The 25,919-nt window shown below is 72.6% G+C and carries 18 protein-coding genes; 6 read left to right on the top strand and 12 right to left on the bottom strand.

Annotated features, from left to right (window positions below; translation table 11 throughout):
• Window positions 1-35: 35 nt before the first annotated feature.
• Window positions 36-1,058 carry an alpha/beta hydrolase gene (locus OG417_RS35610; RefSeq protein WP_329238329.1) on the bottom strand — a complete coding sequence of 341 codons (1,023 nt, stop codon included), beginning with the start codon at window positions 1,056-1,058 and terminating at the stop codon, window positions 36-38.
• A 384-nt stretch (window positions 1,059-1,442) separates the two neighbouring features.
• On the opposite strand from OG417_RS35610, the gene OG417_RS35605 reads away from it, so the two are divergent.
• Together OG417_RS35605 and OG417_RS35600 are read left to right on the top strand one after the other, a co-directional pair.
• Window positions 1,443-2,075 (top strand): DUF4232 domain-containing protein, encoded by a 633-nt coding sequence (locus tag OG417_RS35605; protein WP_329238327.1) that lies wholly within the window; start codon window positions 1,443-1,445, stop codon window positions 2,073-2,075.
• 304 nt (window positions 2,076-2,379) lie between these two features.
• Window positions 2,380-3,909, top strand: a complete 1,530-nt coding sequence (locus OG417_RS35600) for an MDR family MFS transporter (RefSeq protein ID WP_329238324.1) — start codon at window positions 2,380-2,382, stop codon at window positions 3,907-3,909.
• Between the two features lie 195 nt (window positions 3,910-4,104).
• Here the strand turns inward: OG417_RS35600 and OG417_RS35595 are convergent, their stop codons facing one another.
• Entirely contained in the window at window positions 4,105-4,998 is an 894-nt protein-coding gene (locus OG417_RS35595; RefSeq protein WP_329262810.1) for a LysR family transcriptional regulator, read from the bottom strand.
• Window positions 4,999-5,088: 90 nt separating this feature from the next.
• Here OG417_RS35595 and OG417_RS35590 point away from each other — a divergent pair, with 90 nt between their 5' ends.
• Complete coding sequence (locus OG417_RS35590; RefSeq protein ID WP_329238321.1) at window positions 5,089-5,649, top strand: NuoB/complex I 20 kDa subunit family protein; 561 nt, start codon at window positions 5,089-5,091, stop codon at window positions 5,647-5,649.
• Between the two features lie 137 nt (window positions 5,650-5,786).
• Here the strand turns inward: OG417_RS35590 and OG417_RS35585 are convergent, their stop codons facing one another.
• From OG417_RS35585 to OG417_RS35570, 4 genes are read right to left on the bottom strand one after another with little or no spacing between them, the layout of a single operon-like run.
• Window positions 5,787-6,458 (bottom strand): ABC transporter ATP-binding protein, encoded by a 672-nt coding sequence (locus OG417_RS35585; protein WP_329238318.1) that lies wholly within the window; start codon window positions 6,456-6,458, stop codon window positions 5,787-5,789.
• Window positions 6,445-7,392 carry an ABC transporter ATP-binding protein gene (locus OG417_RS35580; protein ID WP_329238314.1) on the bottom strand — a complete coding sequence of 316 codons (948 nt, stop codon included), beginning with the start codon at window positions 7,390-7,392 and terminating at the stop codon, window positions 6,445-6,447. Before OG417_RS35580 ends, OG417_RS35585 begins: the two co-directional genes overlap by 14 nt.
• Complete coding sequence (locus OG417_RS35575) at window positions 7,389-10,049, bottom strand: FtsX-like permease family protein (RefSeq protein WP_329238311.1); 2,661 nt, start codon at window positions 10,047-10,049, stop codon at window positions 7,389-7,391. The genes OG417_RS35580 and OG417_RS35575 overlap by 4 nt, the downstream gene beginning before the upstream one ends.
• A gap of 16 nt (window positions 10,050-10,065) precedes the next feature.
• Window positions 10,066-13,338, bottom strand: coding sequence for an FtsX-like permease family protein (locus tag OG417_RS35570; RefSeq protein WP_329238308.1), 3,273 nt, complete (start codon window positions 13,336-13,338; stop codon window positions 10,066-10,068).
• A gap of 194 nt (window positions 13,339-13,532) precedes the next feature.
• On the opposite strand from OG417_RS35570, the gene OG417_RS35565 reads away from it, so the two are divergent.
• Window positions 13,533-13,982 (top strand): type II toxin-antitoxin system PemK/MazF family toxin, encoded by a 450-nt coding sequence (locus OG417_RS35565; protein WP_329238305.1) that lies wholly within the window; start codon window positions 13,533-13,535, stop codon window positions 13,980-13,982.
• A 66-nt stretch (window positions 13,983-14,048) separates the two neighbouring features.
• Here the strand turns inward: OG417_RS35565 and OG417_RS35560 are convergent, their stop codons facing one another.
• The 6 genes from OG417_RS35560 to OG417_RS35535 form a co-directional block, all read right to left on the bottom strand.
• A complete protein-coding gene (locus tag OG417_RS35560) occupies window positions 14,049-14,648 on the bottom strand; it encodes a hypothetical protein (RefSeq protein WP_329238303.1) in 600 nt (199 codons plus the stop codon).
• Between the two features lie 262 nt (window positions 14,649-14,910).
• A complete protein-coding gene (locus OG417_RS35555) occupies window positions 14,911-15,543 on the bottom strand; it encodes a DUF6585 family protein (protein WP_329238300.1) in 633 nt (210 codons plus the stop codon).
• Between the two features lie 2 nt (window positions 15,544-15,545).
• Complete coding sequence (locus tag OG417_RS35550; RefSeq protein WP_329238297.1) at window positions 15,546-16,016, bottom strand: hypothetical protein; 471 nt, start codon at window positions 16,014-16,016, stop codon at window positions 15,546-15,548.
• A 181-nt stretch (window positions 16,017-16,197) separates the two neighbouring features.
• On the bottom strand, window positions 16,198-17,343 hold the full coding sequence (locus tag OG417_RS35545; protein WP_329238293.1) for a glycosyltransferase: 1,146 nt from the start codon (window positions 17,341-17,343) through the stop codon (window positions 16,198-16,200).
• Window positions 17,340-17,930, bottom strand: coding sequence for a TetR/AcrR family transcriptional regulator (locus OG417_RS35540; protein ID WP_329238290.1), 591 nt, complete (start codon window positions 17,928-17,930; stop codon window positions 17,340-17,342). The genes OG417_RS35545 and OG417_RS35540 overlap by 4 nt, the downstream gene beginning before the upstream one ends.
• Window positions 17,931-18,330: 400 nt before the next feature.
• A complete protein-coding gene (locus OG417_RS35535) occupies window positions 18,331-20,085 on the bottom strand; it encodes a serine/threonine protein kinase (protein WP_329238287.1) in 1,755 nt (584 codons plus the stop codon).
• 364 nt (window positions 20,086-20,449) lie between these two features.
• Between OG417_RS35535 and OG417_RS35530 the strand changes: the two genes are divergently transcribed.
• Both OG417_RS35530 and OG417_RS35525 read left to right on the top strand, forming a co-directional pair.
• Window positions 20,450-22,528, top strand: a complete 2,079-nt coding sequence (locus OG417_RS35530; RefSeq protein WP_329238284.1) for a beta-glucosidase — start codon at window positions 20,450-20,452, stop codon at window positions 22,526-22,528.
• Window positions 22,529-22,720: 192 nt separating this feature from the next.
• Window positions 22,721-25,846, top strand: a complete 3,126-nt coding sequence (locus tag OG417_RS35525; RefSeq protein ID WP_329238282.1) for an amidohydrolase family protein — start codon at window positions 22,721-22,723, stop codon at window positions 25,844-25,846.
• Window positions 25,847-25,919: the final 73 nt, after the last annotated feature.

The raw sequence follows: 25,919 nt of genomic DNA, 5'->3' as shown, positions 1-25,919 counted from the left end.
GGAGCTACCTCCAAGCCCGGCCCTTCAGGGCCGAGTCATGTTGACGGACTGTGGTGCATGCGGTCGTGGATGGCTCGCGCGACCTCCAGTGCCGCCGCCCGGAAGCGGGTCGCGACGGCGAAGAAGGTGAGGTAACCGTGGACGAGGTCGCTTTCGCGGTGCAGGGTCACCGTCGCGCCGGCCTGCCGCAGTTTTTCCGCGTATCGCTCGCCCTCGTCGCGCAGCGGGTCGAATCCGGCGGTCGTGATGTACGCCGGTGGAAGCGAGGCGTCCACCTCGCCCAGCAGCGGGGACAGCCGCGGGTCGGACCGGTCGGCGCCCGCGGCGTACTGGTCGGCGAACCAGGTGATGTCGTGGTCGGTGAGGATGAGTCCGTCGGCGAACAGGTCTCGCGAGGGACGGCGCCGCGTGAGGTCGGTGGCGGGATAGAACAGGAACTGATGTGACGGGCGCGGGCCTTCCCCACGCGCGGTGACCTGGGCGAGCACGGCGGACAGGTGAGCACCGGCGCTGTCGCCTCCGACGGCGATGCGCGCCCGGTCGACGCCCAGCTCGTCGGCGTGCCGGTGAGCGTGTTCGAACGCGGCCAGCGCGTCTTCGGAGGCGGCCGGGAACGGATGCTCGGGCGCCAGGCGGTAGTCGACGGACATGATCTTCACCTGTGCGTGGTGCGCGAGGAAGTGCACGAGGGGGTCGTAGGAGGTCCGGCTGCCGATGACCCATCCACCGCCGTGGAAGAACACCAGCAGGGGAGCGGCGGAGGCGGCGAGGTGCCGCGGCGTGTAGAGGGTCGCGTGGAGGTCGCCGTGAGTGCTGTCGATCGCCAGGTTCTCGCTGACGATGTCCTCATAGCGTGGCCCTTCCAGCGTGTATCGGCCGTTCTCCATGGCCGCTCGGGACTCTTCGGGTGACTCGTTGACGACGAGGGAGAAGCCGACGCGACGGCTCATCTCGACCAGCAGTTGCGCGTCGAGGCCCAGTGCCTGGCCGTCGATCTGGACGGTGGGTCCCGCCATACGCCGCTTGACGGGTTCGGGGAGCCGGAACATGAGCCGCATGGCGGGCTTCTGGATCCGCACGGAAAGTGGGGGGCGGCTGGGGTCGTTTCCGCGTCGGGACATCGAATCAACCTCGCGAGGACTCGTCGGCAGGGGCGGGCGCCTACCGTACGGTGCCCGGAAACCGTCGTCCATACCAGAGCGCCGTGGTGCCGGGCGAGGGCGCGCAACGATGTCGAGGGGCCATTCGGAGTCGAATCCGGCCGAGTGAAAATTCGGTCAGGCGCGGTGAACACCCGCTGCTTATTACTCCGATGCCGCGTCGGCTTCCGTGGTTCGTGTGACAACCGTCACGGCAGAAAACTCGGGTAATTCTGTGAACCTCCGCGCCATTACCGGACATCGAACCAACCGATTCATCAAGCAACCGGGGAGGCTTTACTCATGCAGTTCAAGCGCCTGCGTACGACCGCCGCTCTGGCCTGTGGCGGCGGGATGGTCGCTCTTGCTCTGGCCGGCTGCAACGCCGACGGCAAGGCGTCGACGGCGTCTGGTTCGTCGGAGACGACGCCGTCGCCCGCCAGTAGCACCCATGGCAAGAGCGCGAAGACGGCGTACACCGGTCAGGGCGACACGCCGAGCTGTATGGCATCCGAGCTCAGAGGCGATCTGCGGCTCCAACCTCCCAACTCCGGCGAAGAGGAGGCGGAGCAGGCGATCGCCACGCTCATCCTCACCAACCGGTCCGGCGAGAGCTGCTACCTGCCCGCCGGCTGGGCGCTGATCGGGAAGGGCGGGCAACACAACTACACGGTGATTCCCTCGACGCGGCTGAGCTACCCCGGCGCCGGCCGGACCATCACGCTGCGGCCCGGGAGTTCGGCCTTCGCCGGAACCAAGTGGCACACCGAGAAGGGCTGCCCCGGCGGCGCCACCAGCGGTCTCGGCGTCGCCTGGCACAGCTCCTGGATTCCGCTCACCTACCACGGCCTCGACGACGGTTACCAGCCACCGATCTGCGACAGCATCACCCTGGGCACACTCCAGCCCACCATGAACGGCGTCAATTTCACCTGACTCATTCCGAACGGAACAGGCAGAAGATCCGGGAGCGGGAAAGGAGATTTCCCGCTCCCGGCGCAAAAAAAATTACGACCTTGAGCGCCTTATGAGCTATTCGGTCGATGAATTCCGCTCGCCGCGACACCGGTGAGCGGCGGCCGGCGAACCCGGCCCGCACGGTCTCGGGAGGCTTCGGCGACCGCATCGTGTCATCGCGGAATGGTTCGGGCATCCGCTCGGTTGTCCACCCTCGGGGTCGGTCACGTTCTCGGGCGCCGGGACCGGCCCCCGACGCTGCCCCAAGGAAGGTTCTCCCTACGTGACGACGACTTCGGCCGCACCCGTCAAGGGGGTCGGTTTCCGGTCGGAGCGCGGGCCCGTGCTCGCGGCTCTCATGCTCAGCACCGGCCTCGTAGCGCTGGACAGCACGATCATCGCTACCGCGGTGCCGTCCGTCGTCGGCGACCTCGGCGGGTTCTCCCAGTTCCCCTGGCTGTTCTCGATCTATCTGCTGACCCAGGCCGTCACCGTGCCGCTGTACGGGAAGTTCGCCGACGTCGTCGGGCGCAGGCCGGTGATGTTCTTCGGCATCGGGGTGTTCCTGCTCGGCTCGGTGCTGTGCGGGGCCGCGTGGAACATGCCGGCGCTGATCGCCTTCCGCGCCGTGCAGGGCGTCGGCGCGGGCGCCGTGCAGCCGATGAGCATGACGATGGTCGGCGACATGTACACGGTGGAGGAGCGCGCCCGCGTCCAGGGGTACCTGGCGAGCGTCTGGGGGATCGCCGCCGTGGTCGGGCCGACCCTCGGCGGCGTCTTCTCCCAGTACGTCTCATGGCGCTGGATCTTCTTCGTGAACCTGCCGCTGGGCGCGGTCGCCGCCTGGATGCTCGCCCGCCGGTTCAAGGAGAAGGTGGTGCGGCGCAGCCACACGATCGACTACGCGGGCGCGGTCCTGCTGACCGGCGGCTGTTCGCTGGTGATCCTCGGGCTGCTCGAGGGCGGCGTCTCGTGGGGCTGGGCGTCCGCGACGAGCTGTACGGTCTTCGCCGTCGGCGCGGTGATGCTCGCCGGGTTCGTCCTGGTCGAGCGCAGGGCGGCCGAGCCGATCCTGCCGCTCTGGGTCTTCGGCCGCCGGGTGCTCACCGGCGGCAACCTCTCGGCGGTCGTGGTCGGCGCCGTCATGATCGGGCTCAGCTCGTACGTGCCGACGTACGCCCAGGCCGTGCTCGGCACCGGAGCGCTGCTCGCCGGGTTCGTACTGGCCGCGCTCTCGGTCGGCTGGCCGCTCACGGCGACCTTCTCCGGCCGCCTCTACCTGCGCATCGGCTTCCGTGACACCGGGCTCACGGGCAACGTGATCCTGGTCGCGGGCACCGCGCTGTGTCTCCTGCTCGGCACCCGCTCGCACGTGTGGGAGGTCGCGGCGGTCTGCTTCCTCGTCGGCATGGGGCTCGGCCTGATGGCCAGCCCGGTGCTCGTCGCCGCCCAGTCGGTCGTCGGCTGGGAGCGCCGCGGCGTCGTGACCGGCATCAACATGTTCAGCCGGTCCCTCGGCAGCGCCGTCGGCGCGGCGGTGTTCGGCGCGATCGCCAACGCCACTCTCGCGGACCGCTTCGCGCACCCGCCGTCCGCGCTGGCCGGGCGGCTGCCCAAGAGCGTCGACGCGTCGAGCCTGGCCCTCACCGGGCACGGCGGTGCGGGCGCCCCTGACGTGAAGGCGTTCGTACGCGACGGTCTGTACGGCGCGGCGCACCACGTCTTCGTCGCGCTCGTCATCGTGGCCGTGCTCGGCGTGGCGGCGCTGCTGCTCATGCCGAGGAAGATCGACCGGCCGGTCGTCGAGAGCTGAGGCGCCCGCCTCCCCGCATCGGGTGAATGCAGTTCGTCCGAGACGATGGCTGACACGGGGGAGGCGGACGAACTCATTTAACCGTCAACTACCTAGTGGTCGCGACGGAACAGGGCAAAAAATCTACGACCGTGTAAAACTGACATGGGGCGCACCGGTCTGACCGTCACCGGCGAGCGGGCGTGACGAACCGGCTCACCCGGGCGAGGCGAACGCCTGCGCGGCGGCCTTGGCGAAGTCGTGGATCAGGTCGGTCTCGGTCCCGGTGAGCCACACGGGCGCGCACTCCAGGGGCGGCAGGCCCGACACGGGCACGGTGACGACGTGGGGATCGTCCGGACGCAGCGAGGCCATGGTCAGGTGTACGACCTCGCCTCCGGAGACCAGGATGATCGCCTCTTCGATGGACGCGGAGGCGCTGATGGGCATCCTGCGAAGCGGACGTCCCGCCGGAGTCTGCGCCGGTATCCAGAGGTCGGCGAACCGCGCCGGGAAGTCGCTCGGATAGAGGATGTCGTAGTCGGCCAGCAGCTCGGCGTCGACGACGGCGCGGCGGGCCAGCGGGTGGCCCGCCGCGACCAGCACCGCGCGCTCCTCGCGCAGCACGGTCGGCCCGACCTGAAACTCCGGGCCGTCCCGGAGGGCGGGGTCGGAGGGCAGCCACCCGACGAACACGTCGACCGGCCAGTTCTCCCCCCAGCGAGCCGGGTCGGTGTTGGGATGCGTCGACCGCACCACGGCGCACTGCGGGCGCAGCCGCTCGAACGCCGCGATCAGTCGCGGCGCGACGGCCGCCGGAACGCTCGTCGCGACGCCGACCCGGAGAAACTCGTGGCTCGCGGACCGCCGGGCGCGGCGCAGCGCCTGGTCCATGCGTTCGTAGGCCGGCCGCATCTCCGCCAGCAGCTGCTCGCCCAGAGACGTCAGCCGCACCCGCCTGCTCGTGCGTTCGAACAGCGGCGCGCCGACCCGGCGTTCGAGCGCGCGCACCGACTGGCTGACCCGGGGAGTGCTGACGCGCAGGCGCTCGGCGGCGCGGCCGAAGTGCAGCTCCTCGGCCACCGCCAGGAACGCCTCGATCTCGCGCATCTCCACGCGGCTATTATGTCGCCCCGCTTAACGATCGTGACGAACTCCGGCATTGATCGCCGCCGGCCCGGCGGGAAGCCTCGAAGTGTTATGGGACTCGAAGAACACCTTCCTGCCGGCTTTCTCCTCACCACGGTCGAGACCGTGCTCGGTCACGCGCGCAAGTCGTCGATGTGGCCGATGACGTTCGGCCTCGCGTGCTGCGGAATGGAGCTGATGGCCGTCGGCGACCCTCGGCACGACTTCTCGCGTTTCGGCATGGAACGCCCGTCGGGCAGTCCCCGGCAGGCCGACCTCATGGTCGTCGCGGGCCGCGTCAGCCAGAAGATGGGGCCGGTCCTGCGGCAGCTCTACGACCAGATGGCAGCGCCACGGTGGGTGATCGCCATGGGAGTGTGCGCGTCGTCGGGCGGCATGTTCAACAACTACGCGGTCGTCCAGGGCGTCGACCACATCGTCCCGGTCGACATCTACCTGCCCGGCTGCCCGCCGCGCCCGGAGATGCTGCTGGACGCGATCGTCAAGCTGCACGACAAGGTGGGCAACGAGAAACTCGGCGCCCATCGGCGCGCCGAGATCGTCGCGGAGGAGCGAGCACGGCTCACCGAGCTCCCGCTGGTCGACCTGCCGCTGACCGTGAAGCCCGGCTGACCGTCGGCGACCACCACCGCCCGGCCCGCGCGCGGCCGCCTGAGCGTCACCCGTAACGGACGATGGCAGCCGGTACGGGATCCGTGTGCCGCTCTCGGCAGCGGACGGACACGGCAGGGAACCGGGCGCCGCCGGGGTCAGGCGTCCGCGGGCAGAGTTCCGTCGCTGAGCTCGATCGCCCGGTCCGCGTGGCGGACGAGGAGGGGATCGTGGGTGGCGACGATGGCGGTGACGCCCTGGTCGCGGACGACAGCGCGGATCAGCTGCATGATCGACTGGGCCGTCTCCGAGTCGAGCTGCCCGGTCGGTTCGTCGGCGATGAGCACCCGGGGGCGGTGGGCCAGCGCGCGGGCGATCGCGACCCGTTGCTGCTGACCGCCCGACAGCTCGTACGGGCGCTGGCGCGCGTGGTCGCTCAGGCCCACCATGGCCAGCAGCAGCCGCACCCGCTCCTCCCGCTCGCGGGCCGGTGTCCGGGTCAGGCGCAGGGCGACGCCGACGTTCTCGGCGGCCGACAGGACCGGGATCAGGCCGAACGACTGGAACACGAAGCCGACGGTCTCCCGGCGCATCCGCTGCAGGCCGGCCTCGCTCAGCGCCGTCACCTCGTGTTCGCCGACGACGACGCGGCCCGACTCGGGGGTGTCGAGGCCGCCGATGAGGTTCAGCAGCGTCGTCTTGCCCGAGCCCGACCGGCCTTTCACGGCCAGGAGCTCGCCCTCGGCGACGTGCAGGCTCACGTCGCGCAGCGCCCGTACCGGCGTGTGACCGGTCCGGTACGTCTTGTTCAGGCCCTCAACGGTGATCATCATTGCTCCGGTCCGGCCAGACGCCGATGTGGTCGGTCTCCAGCGCGAGGCGCACCCGGTCCTTCATCTCCAGGGCCGAGGTGAACTCCCGCGGCAGCTGCAGCCGCCCCGCCCGGTCGAGCACGGCGTACTCCTCGGCGATCACCTCTTCGCGGCCCGACGCGTCGCGTGTGGTCCGGCGCAGGATCTCGCTGCTCGTACGGCCGTCGCGGATGCCGACCGTACGGTCGACGCTGCCGGCCACCTCGGGGTCGTGCGTGACGATGACCGTGGTCACCCCCAGCTCGCGGTTGGCGCGGCGCAGCGCGCCGAAGACCTGCGCGCCGGTCGCGGTGTCGAGTTCGCCGGTCGGCTCGTCGGCCAGGACGACCTTGGGCCGGTTGGCGACCGCGACCGCGATGGCGGTGCGCTGCTGCTCGCCGCCGGACATCTCGGCCGGCCGGGCGGCGGCGCGGTCGCCGACGCCCATGAGGTCCAGCAGGGCCGCCGCGTGCTCCCGGCGCTCCCGGCGCCCGACGCCCGCGAACCGCATCGGCATCTCGACGTTCTCGGCGGCCGTCAGGTACGGCAGCAGGTTGCGCGCGGTCTGCTGCCAGACGAACCCGACGAGCTCGCGGCGGAACCGCAGCCGGTCGCGGCCGGACATGTCGAGCAGGTCCGCGCCGGCCACCCGGGCCACGCCGGCGGTCGGCACGTCCAGCCCGGCGAGGATGTTGAGCAGCGTGGACTTGCCCGACCCGGAGGCGCCGACGAGGGCGACCATCTCGCCCTCCTCGACGAGCAGGTCGAGGCCCTGCAGCGCGATCACCTCGACGCCCTCGGTCTGGTAGATCCGTACGAGGTTGTCGCAGACGATGTGCGCCTTCTCGCCGTACTCCGGGCCGCGCCCGGCGGCCCGCCGCTCCAACTCGGTGAGATCGGGTGCGTCGGTCATGTTTCTCCGATCCGCAGGACGCCGCCGAGACCGCGGCGCGCGGCGGTCACGGCGTCGATGAACACGGCCAGCCCGGCGAAGACCAGCAGGCCGCCTGCCAGCCCGGCCGCCTGGGGCAGGTCGGGCACGTAGTGGGTGACCGGGGATCCGCCGGTGTACGGGCGCAGGTCGATGGCCGGTCCCAGCAGCCGCGGCAGCACGAGTCCCAGTACCCACCCGGCCACCGACGCGGTGAGGAGGGTCGGCGCGATCTCCACGAACGCGAGCGAGCGCGCCTGGCGTCGGCTGAGCCCGAGTGTGCGCAGGTACGAGACCGCGCGCCCGCGTTCGGCGGCGCCGGCGAACAGGATCACCAGCACCGCGAGCGTCCCGTAGCCGGCGACGAGGACCCCGGTCAGGCCGAAGCCGCGAGCGACGAGGTGGCCGAGCTCGCCCTGGGTGAACGAGTCGTGGATCATCCGGTACGTCGTGACGCCGCCGGCCCCCGCCTCGCCCAGTTCGGGCCGGCTGACAGCGCGGCGCAGCGCGGCGACGTCGAGGTGCTCGCCGCGGACGAAGATGGAGACCGACCCGACGTTGCCGCCGGTGGCGCGCGCGAGGGCGTCGGCGGGCACCAGCACGAACTCCCCGCCGGCCGAGCGGCCGGGGAACCGCGTGATCGTGCCGGCGATCCGCAGCGGTATCCGCCGCCCGTAGCCGGTCGACAGCGCGAGCCCGCCGCCGGTGGCCTTGCGGCGCGCGGCGGGGGAGAACAGCGCCGGCACCGGATCCCCCGGGCGGGTCCGCGGCCAGCCGGGGATCCGCAGCCCGGTGCCGGCCATCATCCGCCGGTAGGCGCCGAGGTCGACACCGACCGCCGTCAGCTCGTCGGCGACGTCGCCGTTGGACAGCAGGCGCGCGCCGTCGATGGTCTGCGCCGGTACGGCGGCGCGGACGCCGGGCGAGCGGCGGACCAGGTCGACCACCCGGGCGTCCATGGTCAGCGCGTCGGCGCGCGCGTCACCGCCCACCGCCTCGTACGTCGCGATGCGCTGGGTACGGGCCAGGCTCGTCTCGACCGTCGAGCCGAATCCGATGACCGCGACGGCGAGCAGCAGGACCACGAGCGGAAGCACGGCCGTGGCGTCCTGGCGAGAGGCCCGCGCGACGCCGACGAACGGCACGGCGGAGCGGCCTCGCGCGAGGAACCGGCCGGCCATGCGCAGCGGAACCGGCAGGATCCGCAGCACGATCAGGCCCGCCGCGACGCCGAGGAGCGCGGGCACCGCCGACAGGAACGGGTCGACGCCCGAGCCCCACGTGTCGGTGGTGAGCCCGCGCCGCCGCAGGAGATAGGTGCCGGCGACCGCCAGCACGACGAGGAGCGCCTCCGCGACGAGCCTGCGGTGCGAGGGGCGGGCGCGGCGCCGGGCGCGACGCCCGGCCACCACGGCCGGCAGCGCGATCGCGATCACGGCGGACACGGCGACGGCGGCGAGCGACACCGGCTGCGCGGGTCCGTCGGCCGACAGCGCGGACGCGAGAAGGCCCAGCGCCGCCGCGGGCAGCGTGACGAGGGCGGCCAGGCCGGCGGCCAGCCCGGCGAGCTGCGTACGCGACGCGCCGCGCGCCGCCTGGACGGCGAGGTCCGCGGCGATCCGGGCCGACAGCAGCCGGGCGGCCAGGCCCAGCACGCCGAGGGCCGCGGCGAACAGGCCGGCGAGGGAGAGCGACAGGAGCGTCTGCGTCGTGCGCAGCCGGTGGACGAAGTCGTCCAGGATGTCGTCGAACCGGGTGTCGAGCGTGGGGCCCGCCGCGTCGACGCGTACCGTCGGCAGCGCCTCGGCGGCCCGCTGGACGTCCTCGGCCAGCGTCGGCGCGTCGCGTGCCGTGACGCGCGACGCCGCCGGGGTGTAGGTCCAGGTGAGATCGATGCGGAACGGCGTGCGCACGCACAGCGCACGGTAGCCGGAGGGGTCGACCAGCGCGGTCGCCAGGATGATGACCTGCCCGCCCGGGGTCTTCTTCAGCTCCGCGTCCTCGTACCGGTGGTGCGCGGGCCAGTAGCCGCTGCCGGGGTCGGCCGGGGTGAACAGGCCGGTCACGCGGACGTCGAGCGCCGGCTGGCTCGTGGTCGTCACGACGTCACCGGCCTTGACGCCCAGCCGCCGGGCGGCGCGTACGGGCAGGGCGGCCTCGAAACGCGGACCGTGCGCCGCCGGTTCCGGCGCGCGGGGAGGGCGCCCGGACACGTAGCGGATGTGGCCGGGCGCGGTGCCGGAGAAGGTGAGCGACAGCTGGCGCGAGCCCGCACCGGTCAGTCCCATGAACGGGGTCGCGGCGTTCCGGTCGGTGGTGACGATGGTGCGCCGCAGCGTCGGCGGGAACATCCCCAGCCACCGCGCGCTCTGCGCCGCGAGTCCCTCGGCGGACGCGGACGAGAAGCCGGCGCGCATCCGTTCGTCCGTCGTCGCGACCGGGCTGAGCTGGGCCGTCGCGACCAGGTCGGTGCTGCCGAAGGGAGCGCCGGCGACGGTCTCGCGCGCGGCGCGGTCGTACCCGGCGACGAGCGTGCGCGGACCGGCGTCGGCCAGGAACGCGCTGACGAGCACGAGCAGCCCGAGGACGAGCAGCGACGCCCACTGGGCGCGCGCCGTACGGCGGAGCAGGAGGCTCATGGGTCCCTTCGCACCTTCATCGGTCCTCCCCGAGCCGCAGGGTCTGGCCGGGGCCGCCGCGGCGCAGCGAGCGGACGAGGAGGAGCAGCACCGCGGTGAGCAGGACGACGATGGCGGCGAGCATGGCCAGCACCACCGGCCATCGCAGGATGACCTGCGCGGGCGGGTACGGCGCGGTCGCGCTCACCGTCAGCACGACGTGCGGCACCACGAGGCGCGCGACGACGATGCCGAGCAGCAGCCCGCCCGCCAGGCCCATGCCGACGAGGAAGGCCTGTTCGACGGCGACCAGCCCGAGCACCTGCCGCCCGCGGACACCGAGGGCGCGCAGGATGGCGAACTCTCCCGCCCGCTCCCGCGCGGACACGGCCGTGTTGACCGCGAACCCGATCGCGGCGAACACGAGCGCGGCACCGAACCCGAGGATGAGGGCGCCCTGCAGCGCGCCGCCCAGCGGCGCGTCGCGGAGCCGGTGGCGCAGCGCGGCCCGGTCGACCGTCGTGCCGGTCCAGTACGGATGCGCGCCGAGCACGCGCGCCGCGGCGGCCGGGTCGGCCCCGCGCGTGGCCAGCCACCATTCGGTCGGCGGTGGCACGGAGAGCCCGTTCACCAGCGCCTCGTCGCCGAGGCCGGTCCAGTCGACCAGGACGGCCGGGGCTCCCGGCGTGGTGGAGGGGAGCGCCGCGACGATCCCGGCGACGGTGAGGGGCTGGTCGACGCCGTTCTCGGTCAGGTCCAGCCGGCCGCCGGTGGTGACGTGGGCGCGGACGGCCAGGTCACGGGTCACGACCGCCGGGATCGGACCGGGCCGGGCGACGGTGTGCCCCGCGGCGGCGGGCCCGGCGCGCAGGACGACGCCGCCGGAGACCTGCGGCGTCGGCGTCGTGGGGTCGGTCGTCGCGGGCAGGCGCACCGTCACCAGCCCGCCGGAGCCGAAGCCGATCGCCGAGCCCACCCCGGCGCTGAACGTGACCTGCCCGGACCAGTGAGCTCCCGAGGGCCGGCGCAGCGCCGGCCCGAAGCCGTCCGCAGTGCCGGGCCGCAGGGACGTGACGGCGAGCCGGGCGGCGGGCGTCGCCCGGGTGCGGACGTAGGTGAAGCGGAGACCGCGGACGGCCAGGGGATAGGAGAGCACGCCGTCGCGGCCGGCGAGCGCGGACAGGTCGATCACCTTGGTGTGGGTCGCGCCGTCCGCGGGGACGGCGCCCATCTCGATCTCGTACGTCGTGTGCAGCGCGTCGCTGACGACCAGGGACACCGAGGCAGGGTCGGCGCTCCCGGACGGCCCGAAGCGCAGCCCGACCGAGAGCCGGCTCGGCCGGCCCGGGACGGGGACGCCGGTCAGCCCGGTGCCGGTGAAGGCGAGCCGCGCGGACATGGCCTGCCAGGTGACGCCCGGTGGAAGGCCCGCGTGGGTCCGCATCAGCCGGCCGAGCGCGCCGGCGTCGGCCGCGAGGAGCGTGACGTCGGTGCTGCCGGTGGAGGCGGTGTCCCGCAGGACGGGGCTGACCGCGGTCACCCCGGGCAGCCGCGCGTAGCGCCCGCCCTGACCGGGCGGGGCGGGTGAGCCCTGGTCGCTCGGCGCGTCGATCCGCAGGTCCGTGCCGGCCTGGAAGTCGGCCTGGTCGATCTGTGACTGCCGCCAGGTCACGCCGGTCACCACCGACAGGACGCCCACGGCGACCGTCATCACCAGGAGCAGCGCCGGGCCGGCGGTGCGCAGCGGGCGGCGGCTCACCTGCCGGGTGCCGAGCGCCGGAGCCAGGCCCCGGCCGCGGGTCGTGGCCCGCTCACCGGCGCGGGACACGACCGGGACCAGCCGGAGGATCACCACGCCGCCGGCGAGCAGTGCGAGCGCCGGGCCGGCGACGATGAGCGGGTCGATGCCCGCGCCCGCGGCGGCGGTCGCGGTCACCGGGCCGCCGTAGTGCGCGAGCTGCCAGACGGCGAGCGCGGCGAGGACGACCAGGGCGAGGTCGGCTCCGGCGCGCTGGAGCATCGCCCGGCGTTCGCCCCGGCCGCGCGCGGCCATCGTCGCGACGTAGGTCCGCCGGATCCCGCGCAGCGGCGGCAGGGTGATCGCGACCACGCACACCAGCGCGCCGACGACGGCGATCGCCCAGGTCAGCAGGGTCGGTGCGAGGTCGACGCGCAGTCCGGGCGTGCCGAGGAGGGGCGTGGCCATGGCCGCTCGTACCAGGAGGGGCGCGAGGAACGGCGCGGCCACCGCCGCGGGCAGACCGAGCAGGAGTCCCTCGCCGACGGCCAGCGCGGCGATCTGCCGCGTGGAGGCGCCCCGGGCCCGCATCAGGGTGATCTCCAGGCGGCGGTGCTCGGCGAGGAGCCGCGCCACGAGCATCAGCGTGTACACGGCCAGCACGACGAGTTGCAGCGCGGGAATGAGCAGTGTCGAGCGTGAGACGAGCAGCGCGCGGTCGACCTGCGTCAGCAGGTCCGCGACGGAGGACTTGACGGCGTAGCCCGAGCCGCCGGAGCCGGAGCCGAGCGTGGCGGGCAGCGCGCGGGCCCGCGCCGCGACGTCCGCGAGCCGCCCGGAGCGGATCTCCCGTACGGAGGGCAGGACCAGCCAGCGGGCCGTGACCGAGGTGGTGAACCGCGTCGTGAAGGTGGCCGGGGGCACGACCAGCGGCCCGAACGTGGTGTAGCCGAGCCGCTCGACGCCCGTCGTGACGAGCTTGTCGCCGCCCCAGAAGTAGTCGTCGGCCCGGCCGGGGGTGAACTGGCCGGTGATCCGCACCGTGACCGGCGGGCCCCCGACGCGGCTGTGGAGCGTGACCACCTGACCGGTGTGGAGCCGCATCGCGCGGGCGGCGTTCACCGGCACCGCCGCCTCCACGGTGTGCCCGGTCGTGGTGGTGGGCCACCGGCCGCCGGTCAGGTGGGCGTGGCCCTCGATGCCGGAGTAGGTGGCGAACGCCGTGAGCTGCGGGTGGGCGCTGCGCTCCTGCCCGGGGACGGCGTAGGAGTCGCCGCGCGCGCTGAGCGAGATCGCCACCGGGACGCGGCCGTAGACCTTCGTGACGGCCGCCGCGACCTTGCGCTGTTCGGCGGGGATGCCGCGCGCCGCCACGGACGTGGTGATGCGGGTGCCCGCGTCGTCCCACGTCGCGCCCGCGAGCGTGGCCCGCAGCCCTTCGCCGGTGACGGACGCGGTGTATCCGCCGAGCGCCGCCAGCACCGTGACGGCGAAGAGGGCGGTCGCCGAGGCGGCGACGACCAGCAGGCGATGACCCAGCGCGCGGCGGACGACCAAGCCCCGTCTGTGCACCCCGTCGCCTCCAGCGCGCTCCCCGAACGGCTCATGCTCGCGCGCGGCGGTGGAGCACGGCAAGACAGGTCACGAAACGGTGTTGCGTTCGAGATCTCCCCGTGAACGTCCGCGTCCGCCCGGACACCGCCCGTCCTCCCGGTTTCCCTCCCGCACCGGTCCGTACGGCGAGCCGGGACCGGTAGGCTGCGCGAATGCTTGATCATGGTGAGGTTCCCCGGCCGGCACGTGACGCGGTGCGCGAGATCTACACCGCCGAGCGGGCGGCGACGCTGGAGTACTCCCCGGACCTCGACGGGCTGGCCGACCCCGGTGAGATCGTCTGGGCGTGGGTGCCGTACGAGGAGGACCCCGAGCGCGGAAAGGACCGGCCGCTGCTCGTCGTCGGCCGCCACCGGCGGCGGCTGCTGGCCATGATGCTGTCGAGCCGCCGCGACGAGCACTCCGACGACTGGCTCGACCTGGGCTCGGGCGCCTGGGACCGCGAGGGCCGGGACTCCTACCTGCGGCTGGACCGCGTGTTCGCCCTGGATGAGGACGACATCCGCCGGGAGGGCGCGGTACTGGACCCCGAGCGGTTCGCCCGCGTCGCGGCGGTGCTCATGCGGCTGCACGGCTGGACGCCCACCCGCCCCCGGAGCTGACCCGCTCGGTTCTCCCCGTGACGGGCCGGGACCCGCGCGCCGCGGGCCCCGGGCTCGCGCGGCGGCTCAGCGGTGCTGCAGCGCGTCCAGCGCGACCGCCTGCGCGATGACGAGCCGGCGGTCCAGGCGCGGGTCCTTGATGTCGATGACGTACCGGTCGCGCAGGCCGAACCTCTTGTCCACGCTGAACGTCTCCTGCCCGTCCGCGGTGAAGTCGAAGTGGTACGGCCACGCGAACGGCAGGATCTCGACGTACGGGATGAAGTCCCACACCCGGCGCAGGATCGCGACGGTCTTGTTGCGCTCGGAGCCGGTGGTCACGCCCAGCCCCGGCTGCTCGAGGTGCCAGGTCGAGGCGATCAGTGACGCCTTGAAGTCCTTGCGGAACACGCCGATCGGGCGTCCCTGCGGATCGGTCACGTCGTAGGCCGAGGCGAGGTCGAGCCGCTTGCGCGCCTTGAAGCCGAACAGGGCGTGCTGCTTGGTGTCGTCGGTGTAGATGGTCACCTGTTCCTTGAACGCCATGCGCTTTTGCTGCGCGAAGGCGACGAGTTCGCCCTCGGACCCGTCCGCGGCCTCGGTGTGCACCTCGTACTGGTTGACCATGGGCCGGACGCGCTGCCGGACGAGCAGGCGCTGCTGAGTCTGGAGCGTTTCGAAGTCCATCGGGTATCCCGTTCTCGCGGCATTGAATGGCGAGAAAAGCTACACGAATGGTGAAGAGTTCGTCTTGTCCTCGGAGGCGACCTCATCCAGGAATGTCTCGTCGCCGGCGGAGGTCGGCGGACGTCCAGCGGGTCGGTGACACCGTCGGCCACGGCAAGGCCGAGCCGCTCGCGCGGCTCGAATGAGCAGGCGCCGAGCCTCGGCCGGTCGGCCGAGCCGGCGTCCTCAAGACCTCACCGGCGGCGCGAGCCCACGTCCGCGGTCATCGACGCCAGTCCTCGGCCGGTGACCGGGTCAGGGCCAGGAAGGCGCCCAGGTTCGGCACGTCCGGCACGGACGCGCCGGCCCACCGGAATCGCCTGCCGTGTTGCCTCACGCTGATCTTTTCCTCGTTCAGCCGGACTTCATCCAGTTCGGGCCATGACAGCAGTGTGCGGCCGCGGCGAATGCCTGCGGGCTCGACGGCGAGCCAGCCGAACTCCACTCGCCGGCCGCGGTCGAGAGCGTCCCGGAACCGGGGCAGCTGAGCCGCGGTGATCAGCGGTTCGACCACATCGGCGAACCGCTCCAGACCGCATGGCCGGTCCGGGGGACTGCCGACGCCGACCATGTGGAACTTGCTGCCGTCAGAAGTGCTGAACTCGAAGTTGTAGGGCGTTTTCATGGGGCCCGTCAATATATTTCTTCTGCGGCGGAAGCGTGTGATCGCGTCCCACCTGACAGCATGGACTATTTCCTTCTTGTGGTGGCTGAAGACGCAGCCATTCTCGAAAACATGGGCGACTGTGATCTTCCGCATGGAACGATTGCGCCAACCCTGCAGGGCGAAGGTCTCGATCTTCCGCCCAAGCCCGGCCTCGGCCGCTGCCTGGTGTATCGCTGATTCGCGCGCCATGCTCAGGAGCACCTTTCGTGACCTTGGCTCACATATTCCGCGTCCGCCGTCGGGGCTCGGGTGTTCTGGGCCAGTGTTTCCCGCACGTAGAACAGCGTGATAAGGAGTAGTCCAATGGCGACGGCCACTGTCAGTGACCACCAGAAGTGCGCCCAGTTGTCGTTTTTCATGCCGTAGGCCATATTGCCGAACGCGAAAATTTCCGCGATTTTCAGGCCCATGTTCGCGGGGCCGAAACCGCCGGGGTCGCGCCCGCGGACCTGGAGCGCCCCGGTGATGGTGACCGCTCCCAGCGGCAGGCCGAGCAGCGCGATCACCCCGATGACGACCCCGGGGAGATCGTGGTGCGGGCGGACAGCCGCGACCAGCGCGGCGATTCCGAGCCCGGCCGGAACCGGTCCGAGGAGGAGGCAGCCCGCCCAGGCGATCGTGACGACCCACGGCGCGGGCCTTCCCGACGGCTGCTGTGTCATGGCTTCCTCTGCCGGAACGCGCCCCGGCCGGTGCTGGAAACCCGGCGGTGCGAACCGGCGCCGTGGGCGGATCCGCCGGCACGGCGTCGTCCGGTCATGAGCCCTTCTGCGTCGGGGAGGGTGACCACAGGGGCGCGTCTGTTGATTCCCTCGCTTCGCTCGGTCATGGGCACCGGAGGATTCATCGCTCCGCGCCGAGCCTGGCGAGCAGGTCGGCCGCCCCGGCGGCGCCGGGCGCGGCGGCGATCGCCGCGGAGATGGCGGCGGCCGCGTCACGGTAGCCGTTGTCGTTCAGCACTTTGTCGACGGCGGCGCGAATCTCCGCCGACGTGGCTCGTTCTCCGTCGAGTGCGATCCCTGCGCCCCGCTCGGCGAGGTGGGCGGCCAGCGCCGGCTGGTCGGCGGCCGGGTTGGGCAGGCCTACGACCGGCACCCCGTGCCGCATGGCCGTCGCCACCGTGCCGTGGCCCGCGTGGGTCACCACGGCGGACGCACCCGGGAACACCTCGGCGTGGGGAATGAACGGAACGACGGCGGCGTCGCCCGGCACGCGAACCCGCTGCGGGTCCACCATGCCGGTGGTGACGAGTAGCCGGTAGCAGCCGTCATCGAGTGCGTCGAGCGTGCGCTGCACCCGGGATGCCTGGTCCCACGCCGGTCCGGTGGAGAAGCCGGCCACGACCAGCGGGCGCGGGTCGTCCGCGGGCCAGGGCGACGTCCAGCCGGACGGCCCGGACGGTTCGTCGACGGGACCGACGAAGGTGAACTCCGCCGGTAGCCGCTGGGCCGGCGGGTCCAGCTCCCGCACGCTGGTGCACAGCGTCGGGAACGGCGTCCACGCGTCCCACAACCGCGTGAGGTGCGTGAGCCCCCCGGCGGCGCGCACCTCGTTGACGGCCGGGAGCAGCAGTCGCTCCAAGGGCCCACCGGGTGGCGACAAGGCACCCGGGGAGCTGTGCACCAGCACCGCCGTCCGGGTGCCGACTCGCTCAGCGGCGGTCAGTGCGCCGAACATCAGGCAGTCGACGACCAGCACATCGGCCGGCTCGTCGGCGAGCAGTCGCGGAATATCGGCCAGATGGCCGCCGCATGCCCACACCGCGTCGACCAGGGCCGGCATCCAGTCCTGCGGCGGCTGTGCGGGCCACGTCCTCTGGGCGTGGGGCAGCACGCGGAAGGCGAACCCGAGTGACGCGAATCGCTCGGCTTGCGCCGCGTACCCGGCGAAGGTCACCCGGTGCCCGGCGGCCCGCAGCGCGGCGGCGATGCCGATCTCGGGCACCTGGTTGCCCGCACCGGGCCAGGTCAGGAACAGAAATCCGGTCATTCTCGCGTCTCCACGATCGACTCGATCATCAGCCGCATGGTCGCTTCGGCGTCGGCGCGCGGGCGGCCGAAGTCACGCCGCAGCAGCTTCCAGGTGTAGACGTCGCAGGCGCAGACCAGGGCGTCGATGGCCCGGTCTCGCTGCTCCGCGGGCCGCGTGGCCAGTAGCGGGCCGAGCAGCTGCTCGACTCGCTGCCGGTGCTTCGTCCGGCCGACCTCGACGATCGGGCCGACGACGGTCGGATCCGCCTCCTCGGCCAGGGTGCGGATCACCACGTCGCCGAACTGTTCGTAGTGGTCGAACCAGGTCCGTACGGCGGCGTCGACGTCACCCGGTTCGGCGTCACTGAGCTGCCCGGTGATCTCGGAGAGGACCTGGTCGAAGGCCACCCGGAACAGATCCGCCTTGCTGCCCGCCACCCGCAGCACGGTCTGCACCGACACTCCCGCGCCGGCGGCGACATCCTCCAGCCGGATGTCGACGCGCAGCCGCCGGCGGAGCAGGTCGGCCGCGGCGTCGAACACCCGCCGCCGCGTGTCCTCCGCGGCCTCCGCCCTGGCCCGCATCCGATAAGAGCGGGAATTCATGTCAATCAAGTTAACACTAAATAGGCTTCGTCGCGATCGAGGCAGGAGAGACGTCTCTGAGCCGTCGGCGCTGAGGGCGGCGGTGCGACGCTGCCCGCCGAGGACGTGCCGGTGGAGGTGGGCCGCCCGGTTCGATGCCGACGGCCACGCGCGGCGAGCCGACGCCGCGCGGCGCGGATTCCATGCCTGCGTCCCGGTCGCACCATCGGAGGTGACCGCGGGGCGGTGAGGTCGTTCGAGACGGTCCGGCGGCCCGGCGGCAACGGCGTCGGGAGCGGCTCTACGACCGAGGCGACTACCGCCTCAACGAGGGCCGGAGGCCGCGGGGCCGGTCCGGCTCACCACGGTCCCAGGAGCGCCGGAGAACCATCGCTCAGAAGTGAATGAAGATCTCGTCCGGTCAGCCGGAGACGCCGGACGTCGTCTCATCCGTGTGCGCCGTCTCGGTCGGCGTGGGCGTCGGGGTCGGCGTCGGCGTGTGCGACTTGGGCGGCGGAGAGGACGGGGGCGGTGACCCTGGCTTGTGCCCGCCGCTCGGCCGGCTCGGCGCCGAACTCGTCTCGGTGGGCCGGCGACGGGTGGGCGTCGGTGAGCCGGAGGCGGCGGGCGCGGCGGCGGCGTGATGCGGCCTGTACGACCGGCGGCCGGGCGCGTCCGGCGCGGGTGGCGTCGGAGCCCCGGAGTCCGCCGGGCCCTGGCCCGGCCGTACGGCGCTGCTCGGCCCGGCCGGCTGGTCCTTGGCGCCGGTGGCGACCACCGCGATCACGGTGGCGAGGACGGCCACGAGCGCGGCCGGTGCGGCGACCATGGCGACGGCACGGAGCCGCCGCGGACGCCGTTCGGGTTCCCTGCGCGGCCGTCCGGCGGTGGCGGAGGAGTAGTCGACACGCCGCGGCGGTGCCTCGTTCCGGAGCGAGGACTCGGCGGGGTGCGGCGATGACGCGACCGGAGCGTCGTCGCGCCCGTCGTCCTGGAGACCGGCGGCCGCGAGGGCCTGGGGCGTCAGGGCGGTCGCCAGAGCCTCAGTCGTCAGAGCGTCGGTCGCGGAGGTTGGGAAGGCGTCGGTCCCGACGGCATCGGGGACGTGGTGGGGACGGCGCTGGGGCAGCTCGGGCACCGGCTCGCGCGCCGCTACCGGCTCGCGTGCCGCCGGCGGCTCGGACGGGGCGGGCGGCGCCTCGCCGGTGAGTTCGGCCAGGATCTCCGGCGCCACGATGGACATCGGGGCCGTCGGCGCGTCGACGGACGACTCGACGGGACGCGCGGGCAGCGCGCGTTGGGCGGGCGGGGAGATCGGACGCGGCTTCTCGGCGGTGCCGCCGAGCCGGGAGGCGATCTCGCCGGTGGAGGGCCGGTCGGCCGGGTTGACCGCGAGCGCCGCCTCGACCAGTCCGCGGATCGGCTCGTTCAAGGCCGCCAGGTTCTCCTCGCCGGCGACGCTCCACCGCCCGTCCCCGCCGTTGCCGTCGTACGGGCTGTGCCCGGTCGCGGCGTACCCGATGAGGCAGCCCCAGCCGAAGATGTCGGACGCCGGGCCGGCCGGGAAGCCGTCGACGCGCTCCGGCGCCACCCACCCCGGCTCGTACGGCACGGTGCCGAGCTCGGCGGGACGGCCGGAGACCGGCGCCTCCTGCGCGATGGAGAAGCCGATGATCCGCGGGCCGTTGGCCGCCAGGAGGATGTTGGCCGGCCTGAGGTCGCAGTGGATCAGGCCCGCGCCGTGGACGGCGGCGATCGACCGTCCGAGGGCGACGGCCAGCGCCATCTGCTGCTCGGCGTCCAGCGGGCCGAGAGTCTCGACGTACTGGGCCAGCGAGGGACCCTCGATGTACTCCCGGATGAGGTACGGCGGCGTGTGGTCGGTGCCGTCGGTCAGCAGCGCGACGGTGCAGAACGGAGGAAGACGCCGGGCGCAGGAGGCCTCGATCCGCAGGTCCCGCCGCGCCTGGGCCTGGTCGGGCGCACGCGTCGTCTTCACCACGACGTGCCCGCCGTCGGCACCGGACGCCAGGTAGGCGATGCTCGTGCCGTCGGTCGAGAGCCGCGCCGTCAGACGATGGCCGCCGATCTCGGCCGGGTCGCTCGCCTCCAGCGGCTCCGCGCCGGGAGGCAGGACTTCGCCGCCGATGGTCTTCGGTGCGGACGGTCTGTCCACGAGCACGCCTTTCTCGACCCCCGCCGATTACTGATCTTCTTGGGGCATAGATCTTGCAACCGACCACAGCCCCTCGCAACCTGAACGTCACTGTTCGTGTTCTTTTCTAATGATCTATCCCGGTTAAGGGGCTGGCGAGAGATCCGATGTATGTCCGCGTTTGAGGCTGTCACCTGGCACTTCTCGCAGGCCTGGCGGGCGCGGCGGTATTGACGCATCGGATGTCTGGTGTTTGTCTGACAGCCGCCCGGCCGATCTCCAAGAAGCACCATCGCCCCTTCGGCGAGGGAGGCCTCATGAGTGAGCGGAGCGAGCGAATCAGTGGCGCGCGACCCGGGATCGCCCTACCGACGAAGGAGGCCTCATGAGACGCCTGCCCACCGCGTTCGCCGCGACGGCGGCCCTCACGCTCGGCGCGCTCGCCGCCGGGAACGGAGCGCAAGCGGGCGCCGCGCCTCCGACGCCCGAGCGGCGTGCCGCCGCCCTCGTCGCCCAGATGACCCTGGACGAGAAGATCTCCCAGGTCCACACGACCGGCACCGGGGCCGGGGGCGTCTCCCGCTTCGTGCCCGGGATCCCGCGGCTGGGCATCCCCGACTTCCTCATCTCCAACGGACCGGCCGGGGTCGGGACCGGTGCGGTGCCGCAGCAGCCGAACGCGACCGCGCTGCCCGCGCCCGTCGCCCTCGCGGCCGGGTTCGACCCGGAGCTGGCCCGGCGGTACGGCGAGGTCGAGGGCCGCGAGACCGGTGACGTCGGGCACAGCCTGATCGAGGCCCCCGACGTGAACATGGTGCGCGTCTACCGCAACGGCCGGGCGTTCGAGAACTACGGCGAGGACCCCTACCTCGCCGGGCGGCTCGCCGTGGCCGACATCCGGGGCATCCAGAGCCAGGGCGTGCTGGCCGAGGTCAAGCACTACACCGCCAACGACCAGGAGACCAACCGCAGGACCATCGACGAGGAGATCGACGACCGGACCCTCCACGAGATCCACCTGCCGGCGTTCGAGGCCGCGGTGAAGGAGGGACACGTGGCCTCGGTGATGTGCGCCTACCCGTCGGTCAACGGCGCCTTCATGTGCGAGAACGAGCACCTGCTCGCCGGCGTGCTGCGCGGCCAGTGGGGCTTCGGCGGTTTCGTGCAGTCCGACGCGAGCGCCACGCACACGGCGGTCGGCTCGGCCAAGGCCGGCCAGGACCTCGAGCTGCGCGACAACGGTCCGTACGACCAGGAGCTGAAGCAGGCCGTCCTCGACGGCACGGTGAGCATGGACCAGCTCGACACGATGATCGAGCGGCGGCTGTCGGTGGAGATCCGCGCGGGCCTGTTCGACCACCCGCGGACGGTCACGCCGATCGACGCCGCCGCCGGCGGAGCGGTGGCGCGGTCGGTCGCCGAGCAGACCGGCGTGCTGCTCAAGAACGCCGGCGCGGCCCTGCCGCTCGACGCGCGCCACCTGCGCTCGATCGCGGTCGTCGGCCCGTACGCCCAGGCCGCGCACCCGGGCGGCGGCGGCAGCGCCCACGTCAACCCGCTCTACACCGTCAGCCCCGTCGACGGCATCACCAAGCGTGCCGGCGCGGGCGTGACCGTGCGGAGCTCCGACGGCGCCGACCCCGCCGCGGCCGCCGCGCTCGCCAAGTCCTCGGACGTCGCCGTCGTCATCGTCGGCGACACGGAGAAGGAGGGCACGGACCGTACGAGCCTGTCGCTCAGCGGAGCCCAGGACGACCTCGTACGCTCGGTCGTCGCCGCGAACCCGCACACGATCGTGGTGCTGAACACCGGAGCGCCCGTGCTGATGCCGTGGATCGACGACGTCCCGGCGGTGCTCGAGGCCTGGTACCCGGGCGAGGAGGACGGCAACGCGCTCGCCGCGCTGCTGTTCGGCGACGTGAACCCCTCGGGCAAGCTCCCGGTGACCTTCCCGCGCGGCGAGACGCAGACGCCGGTGAGCTCGCCGGAGCGCTACCCGGGCGTGAACGGCGTGGCGACCTACTCCGAGCGGCTCCAGGTCGGCTACCGCTGGTACGACGCGCAGGGCCAGGACCCGCTCTTCCCGTTCGGGTACGGCCTGTCGTACACGCGATTCTCGTTCGGCCACCTCACCGTGGGCCGGCCCGATCGCGACGGGCGCGTGACCGTCGGCCTCGACGTGCGCAACACCGGTTCGCGCACGGGCGCGGAGGTCGCCCAGGTGTACGTGACCGATCCCGCGTCGGCCGGAGAGCCGCCGCGGCAGCTCAAGGGGTTCGCGAAGGTCACGCTGCGGCCCGGCCAGGTGAGGCACGTGCGGCTGACCCTCGACCGGCGGGCGTTCTCGGTCTGGGACACCGCCGCGCAGCGCTGGACCGTCCCCGGCGGCCGGTACACGATCGCGGCCGGCGACTCCTCGCGGAACCTGCCGTTGTCGGCCTCCGTGACTCTGCTCACATACTGACTGGTCGGGACATTGTCAGATTGTTACCAACAGAACGCCCAGGTCAGCGGATCGCCCGCTCGCGCGGCAGGGCCGAAACAGGACATTGTGCTGTTCAGGGGTTGTTTCGGCGGCTAGTTTCCTCACCGGAACGATCGGCGCTCGGCGGGCCCCGCCGAGCGTCCGCGCGGTCCGCGCGAGGACGGAGGGCACATGGCGGGCATCAAGAGGCGCAGCCTCCTGACGGGTGCGGCGGGCGCCGCCGCGATCGCCGGAATCGGCGGTATCAACGTCGGCGCGGCGCGCCCGGCCGAGGCCGCCGCGCCCGAGTCGCCCGGCCGTGGCCGCACCGTCCGGCTGCGTGAGGGCACCGACGTGGCGGCGCAGTTGTCGCCGGACGGGCGGTTCATCGCCATCGACCTCGTCGGCGTGCTGTGGGTGCTGCCGGCCTCCGGCGGTCAGGCCCGCAGGCTGACCAGCGACCTGTACGACATCGCCCAGCCCGAGTGGTCGCCCGACGGCAGGTGGATCGCCTTCCAGTCCTACCGCGAGGGCGTCTTCGACATCTGGATGATCCGCCCGGACGGCTCCGGGGCGCGCCGGCTGACCCACGGGCCGTACGACCACCGCGAGCCGCGCTTCTCCCCGGACGGCAAGCGGATCGTGCTGTCCTCCGACCTCACCGGCAGCTACGGCATCCACACGCTCGACGTGGCGTCGGGCGACCTCACGGCGCTCACCGACACCACCGACGAGGAGTACGAACCGGCGTGGTCGCCGGACGGCACGCGCATCGCGTTCGTCGTGGCCAACACGCGGATCGACGTGATCGACCTCGGCACCGGCGAGCGTACGACCCCGGTGACCGTCCCCTCCGACCAGGTGATCCACAGTCCGGCCTGGACCACGGACGGCCAGGATCTGGTGTACTCCCTCACCCGACCGGGCCACACCGAGCTCTGGCGCTCGGGCAAGCCGCTCGTGACCGGCGAGGAGGTGTTCCCCTTCCGCGTGTCATGGCGCTCGCGGGACGAGTTCCTCTACACCGCCGACGGGAAGATCCGCCGTCGCTCGGTGAGCGACGGCACGCGGAAGGACATCGGCTTCACCGCGGGCGTCACCGTCACCGCACCGGCGTACCGGAAGCGCCGGCGCGACTTCGACTCCGCCAAGCCGCGGCCCGTCGTCGGCATCGGCAGCCCGGTGCTGTCGCCGGACGGCCGGCAGGTGGCGTTCCGCGCGCTCAACGACATCTACACGATGACGATCGGCCAGGCGCCCCGCCCGCTCACCCGTGACCACTGGTGGAAGAGCGCCCCGGCCTGGTCACCGGACGGCCGGTACCTGTCCTACTCCACCGACCGGGCCGGCAAGCTGGACATCTGGATCCGCGACCTGCGCACCGGCACCGACCGCCGCCTGACGAACCTGCCGGACGCCGCCGCCGTGTCGGGCACCTGGTCCCGCGACGGCTCGCGTCTGGCCTTCCTCGACCAGACCGGCGCCCTCTACACCGTCGAGGTCGACTCCGGCGACGTCCAGCAGGTCTACACCGCCACCTTCGAGCCGGGGCGGCCGACCTGGTCCGCCGACGGCGACGTCATCGCCCTCGCGGCGATCAAGCCGTACTCCGCGCGTTACCGCGAGGGGCTCAGCAAGATCCTCCTGGTGAACCGCCACACCGGCGCCGGCACGTACGTCGATCCGCTGCCGGACCGTTCCATCCAGACGCGCGGCGACGACGGCCCCGTGTGGTCGCCCGACGGCACGAAGATGGCGTTCGTCGTCGCGAGCGTGCTGTGGGTGGTCGACGTCCATCCCGACGGCACGCCCGCCGGAAAGCCCCGGCAGATCACCCACGAGGTGACCGACGCCGTGAGCTGGAGCGGCGACTCGCGGCAACTGCTGTACCTGAACAACGGGCGGCTCCGCCTCGTGACCGTCGACGGCGGCCGTACGCGCACCCTGCCGATGCCGTTGACCTGGGCCAACACCCGTTCCAAGGGGCGCACCGTCGTCCGCGCCGCGCGCATGTGGGACGGCAGCAGCCGCAAGCTCCGCGACAACGTCGACATCGTGGTCGAGGGGCATCGCATCGCCGCGGTCGAGCCGCGCGGCCACGGACGCGGCGACAAGGTCGTCGACGCGGGCGACTCCGTGGTCGTCCCGGGCCTGGTGGACATGCACAACCACCGGGAGATGCAGGGATATGAGTACGGCGACCGGCAGGGACGGCTCTGGCTGTCGCTCGGCATCACCACGACCCGCTCGCCCGGCAGCCCGGCGTACCACATGGTCGAGGCACGCGAGTCGTTCCAGTCCGGCGCCCGCGTCGCCCCGCGCTACTTCGCCACCGGCGAGGCCGTCGACGGGCCGCGCATCTTCTACAACTTCATGCGGCCGACGTTCGACGACGACCAGCTCGCCCTCGAGCTCGAACGTGCCGGCGCCCTCGACTACGACCTGATGAAGGCCTACGTGCGGCTGCCCACCGAGTGGCAGCAGAAGGTCATCACCTGGGCGCACAAGCACGGCGTGCACGCCACGTCGCACTACCACTACCCGGCGACCGCGTTCGGCGGCGACGGCATGGAGCACATCGGCGCGACGAACCGGTTCGGCTACTCGCGCACGGTCACCGCGCTCGGCACCGGGTACCGCGACGTCATCGACATCTTCACCGCCTCCGGCGCGGTACGGACGCCGACGCTGTTCGTCGCGGCGACGATGTTCCGCGAGGACACCTCGCTGGTCACCGACCGGCGGGTGAAGACGCTGTACCCCTCCTGGGAGTACGCCTCGCTCCAGGCCGCCGTCAAGACCGCCCAGACCACCGACCAGACGGTGAACGAGCGCAACCTCGCCGCCCAGGTGGCCCAGGTCGTCGCGACGGTACGGGCCGGCGGCCGGGTGATCACCGGGACGGACTCGCCGATCGACCACACCGCGGTCAGCACGCACATGAACCTGCGCGCCCTGGTCAAGTACGGGCTCACGCCGTACGAGGCGCTGACCACGGCAACGCGGGTGCCGGGGGAGTTCCTGGCGGAGCCGCTCGGCCAGATCAAGCCGGGCATGTACGCCGACCTGGCCTTCCTCGGCGGCGACCCGCTCACCGACATCACCCGGGCGGCCGACGTGCGGCAGGTCATGGTGAACGGCGAACTGCACACGGTGGACGACCTGCTCGCGCCGTTCGCCGCCCCGGACCGCACGGTCGCCGCGCCCAAGGGCCGGATGCTGCCGAAGCTCCCCGAGCACCCGGCGAACCGGAAGTACTGGTGGCACGACCCCCACTACCTGGAGGAGAGCAAGCGGTCCTGCTGCGCGGAGGGCTGACCGCGCCGGCGCCCGTACGGGACCGAAATGCCGGGATGGCCCGGCGGGGATACTTCCCCGCTGCTCCATCCGT

Source organism: Actinoallomurus sp. NBC_01490, assembly GCF_036227085.1.
Lineage (GTDB): Bacteria > Actinomycetota > Actinomycetes > Streptosporangiales > Streptosporangiaceae > Actinoallomurus > Actinoallomurus oryzae.
This window is presented reverse-complemented; position numbering and strand designations above follow the sequence as displayed.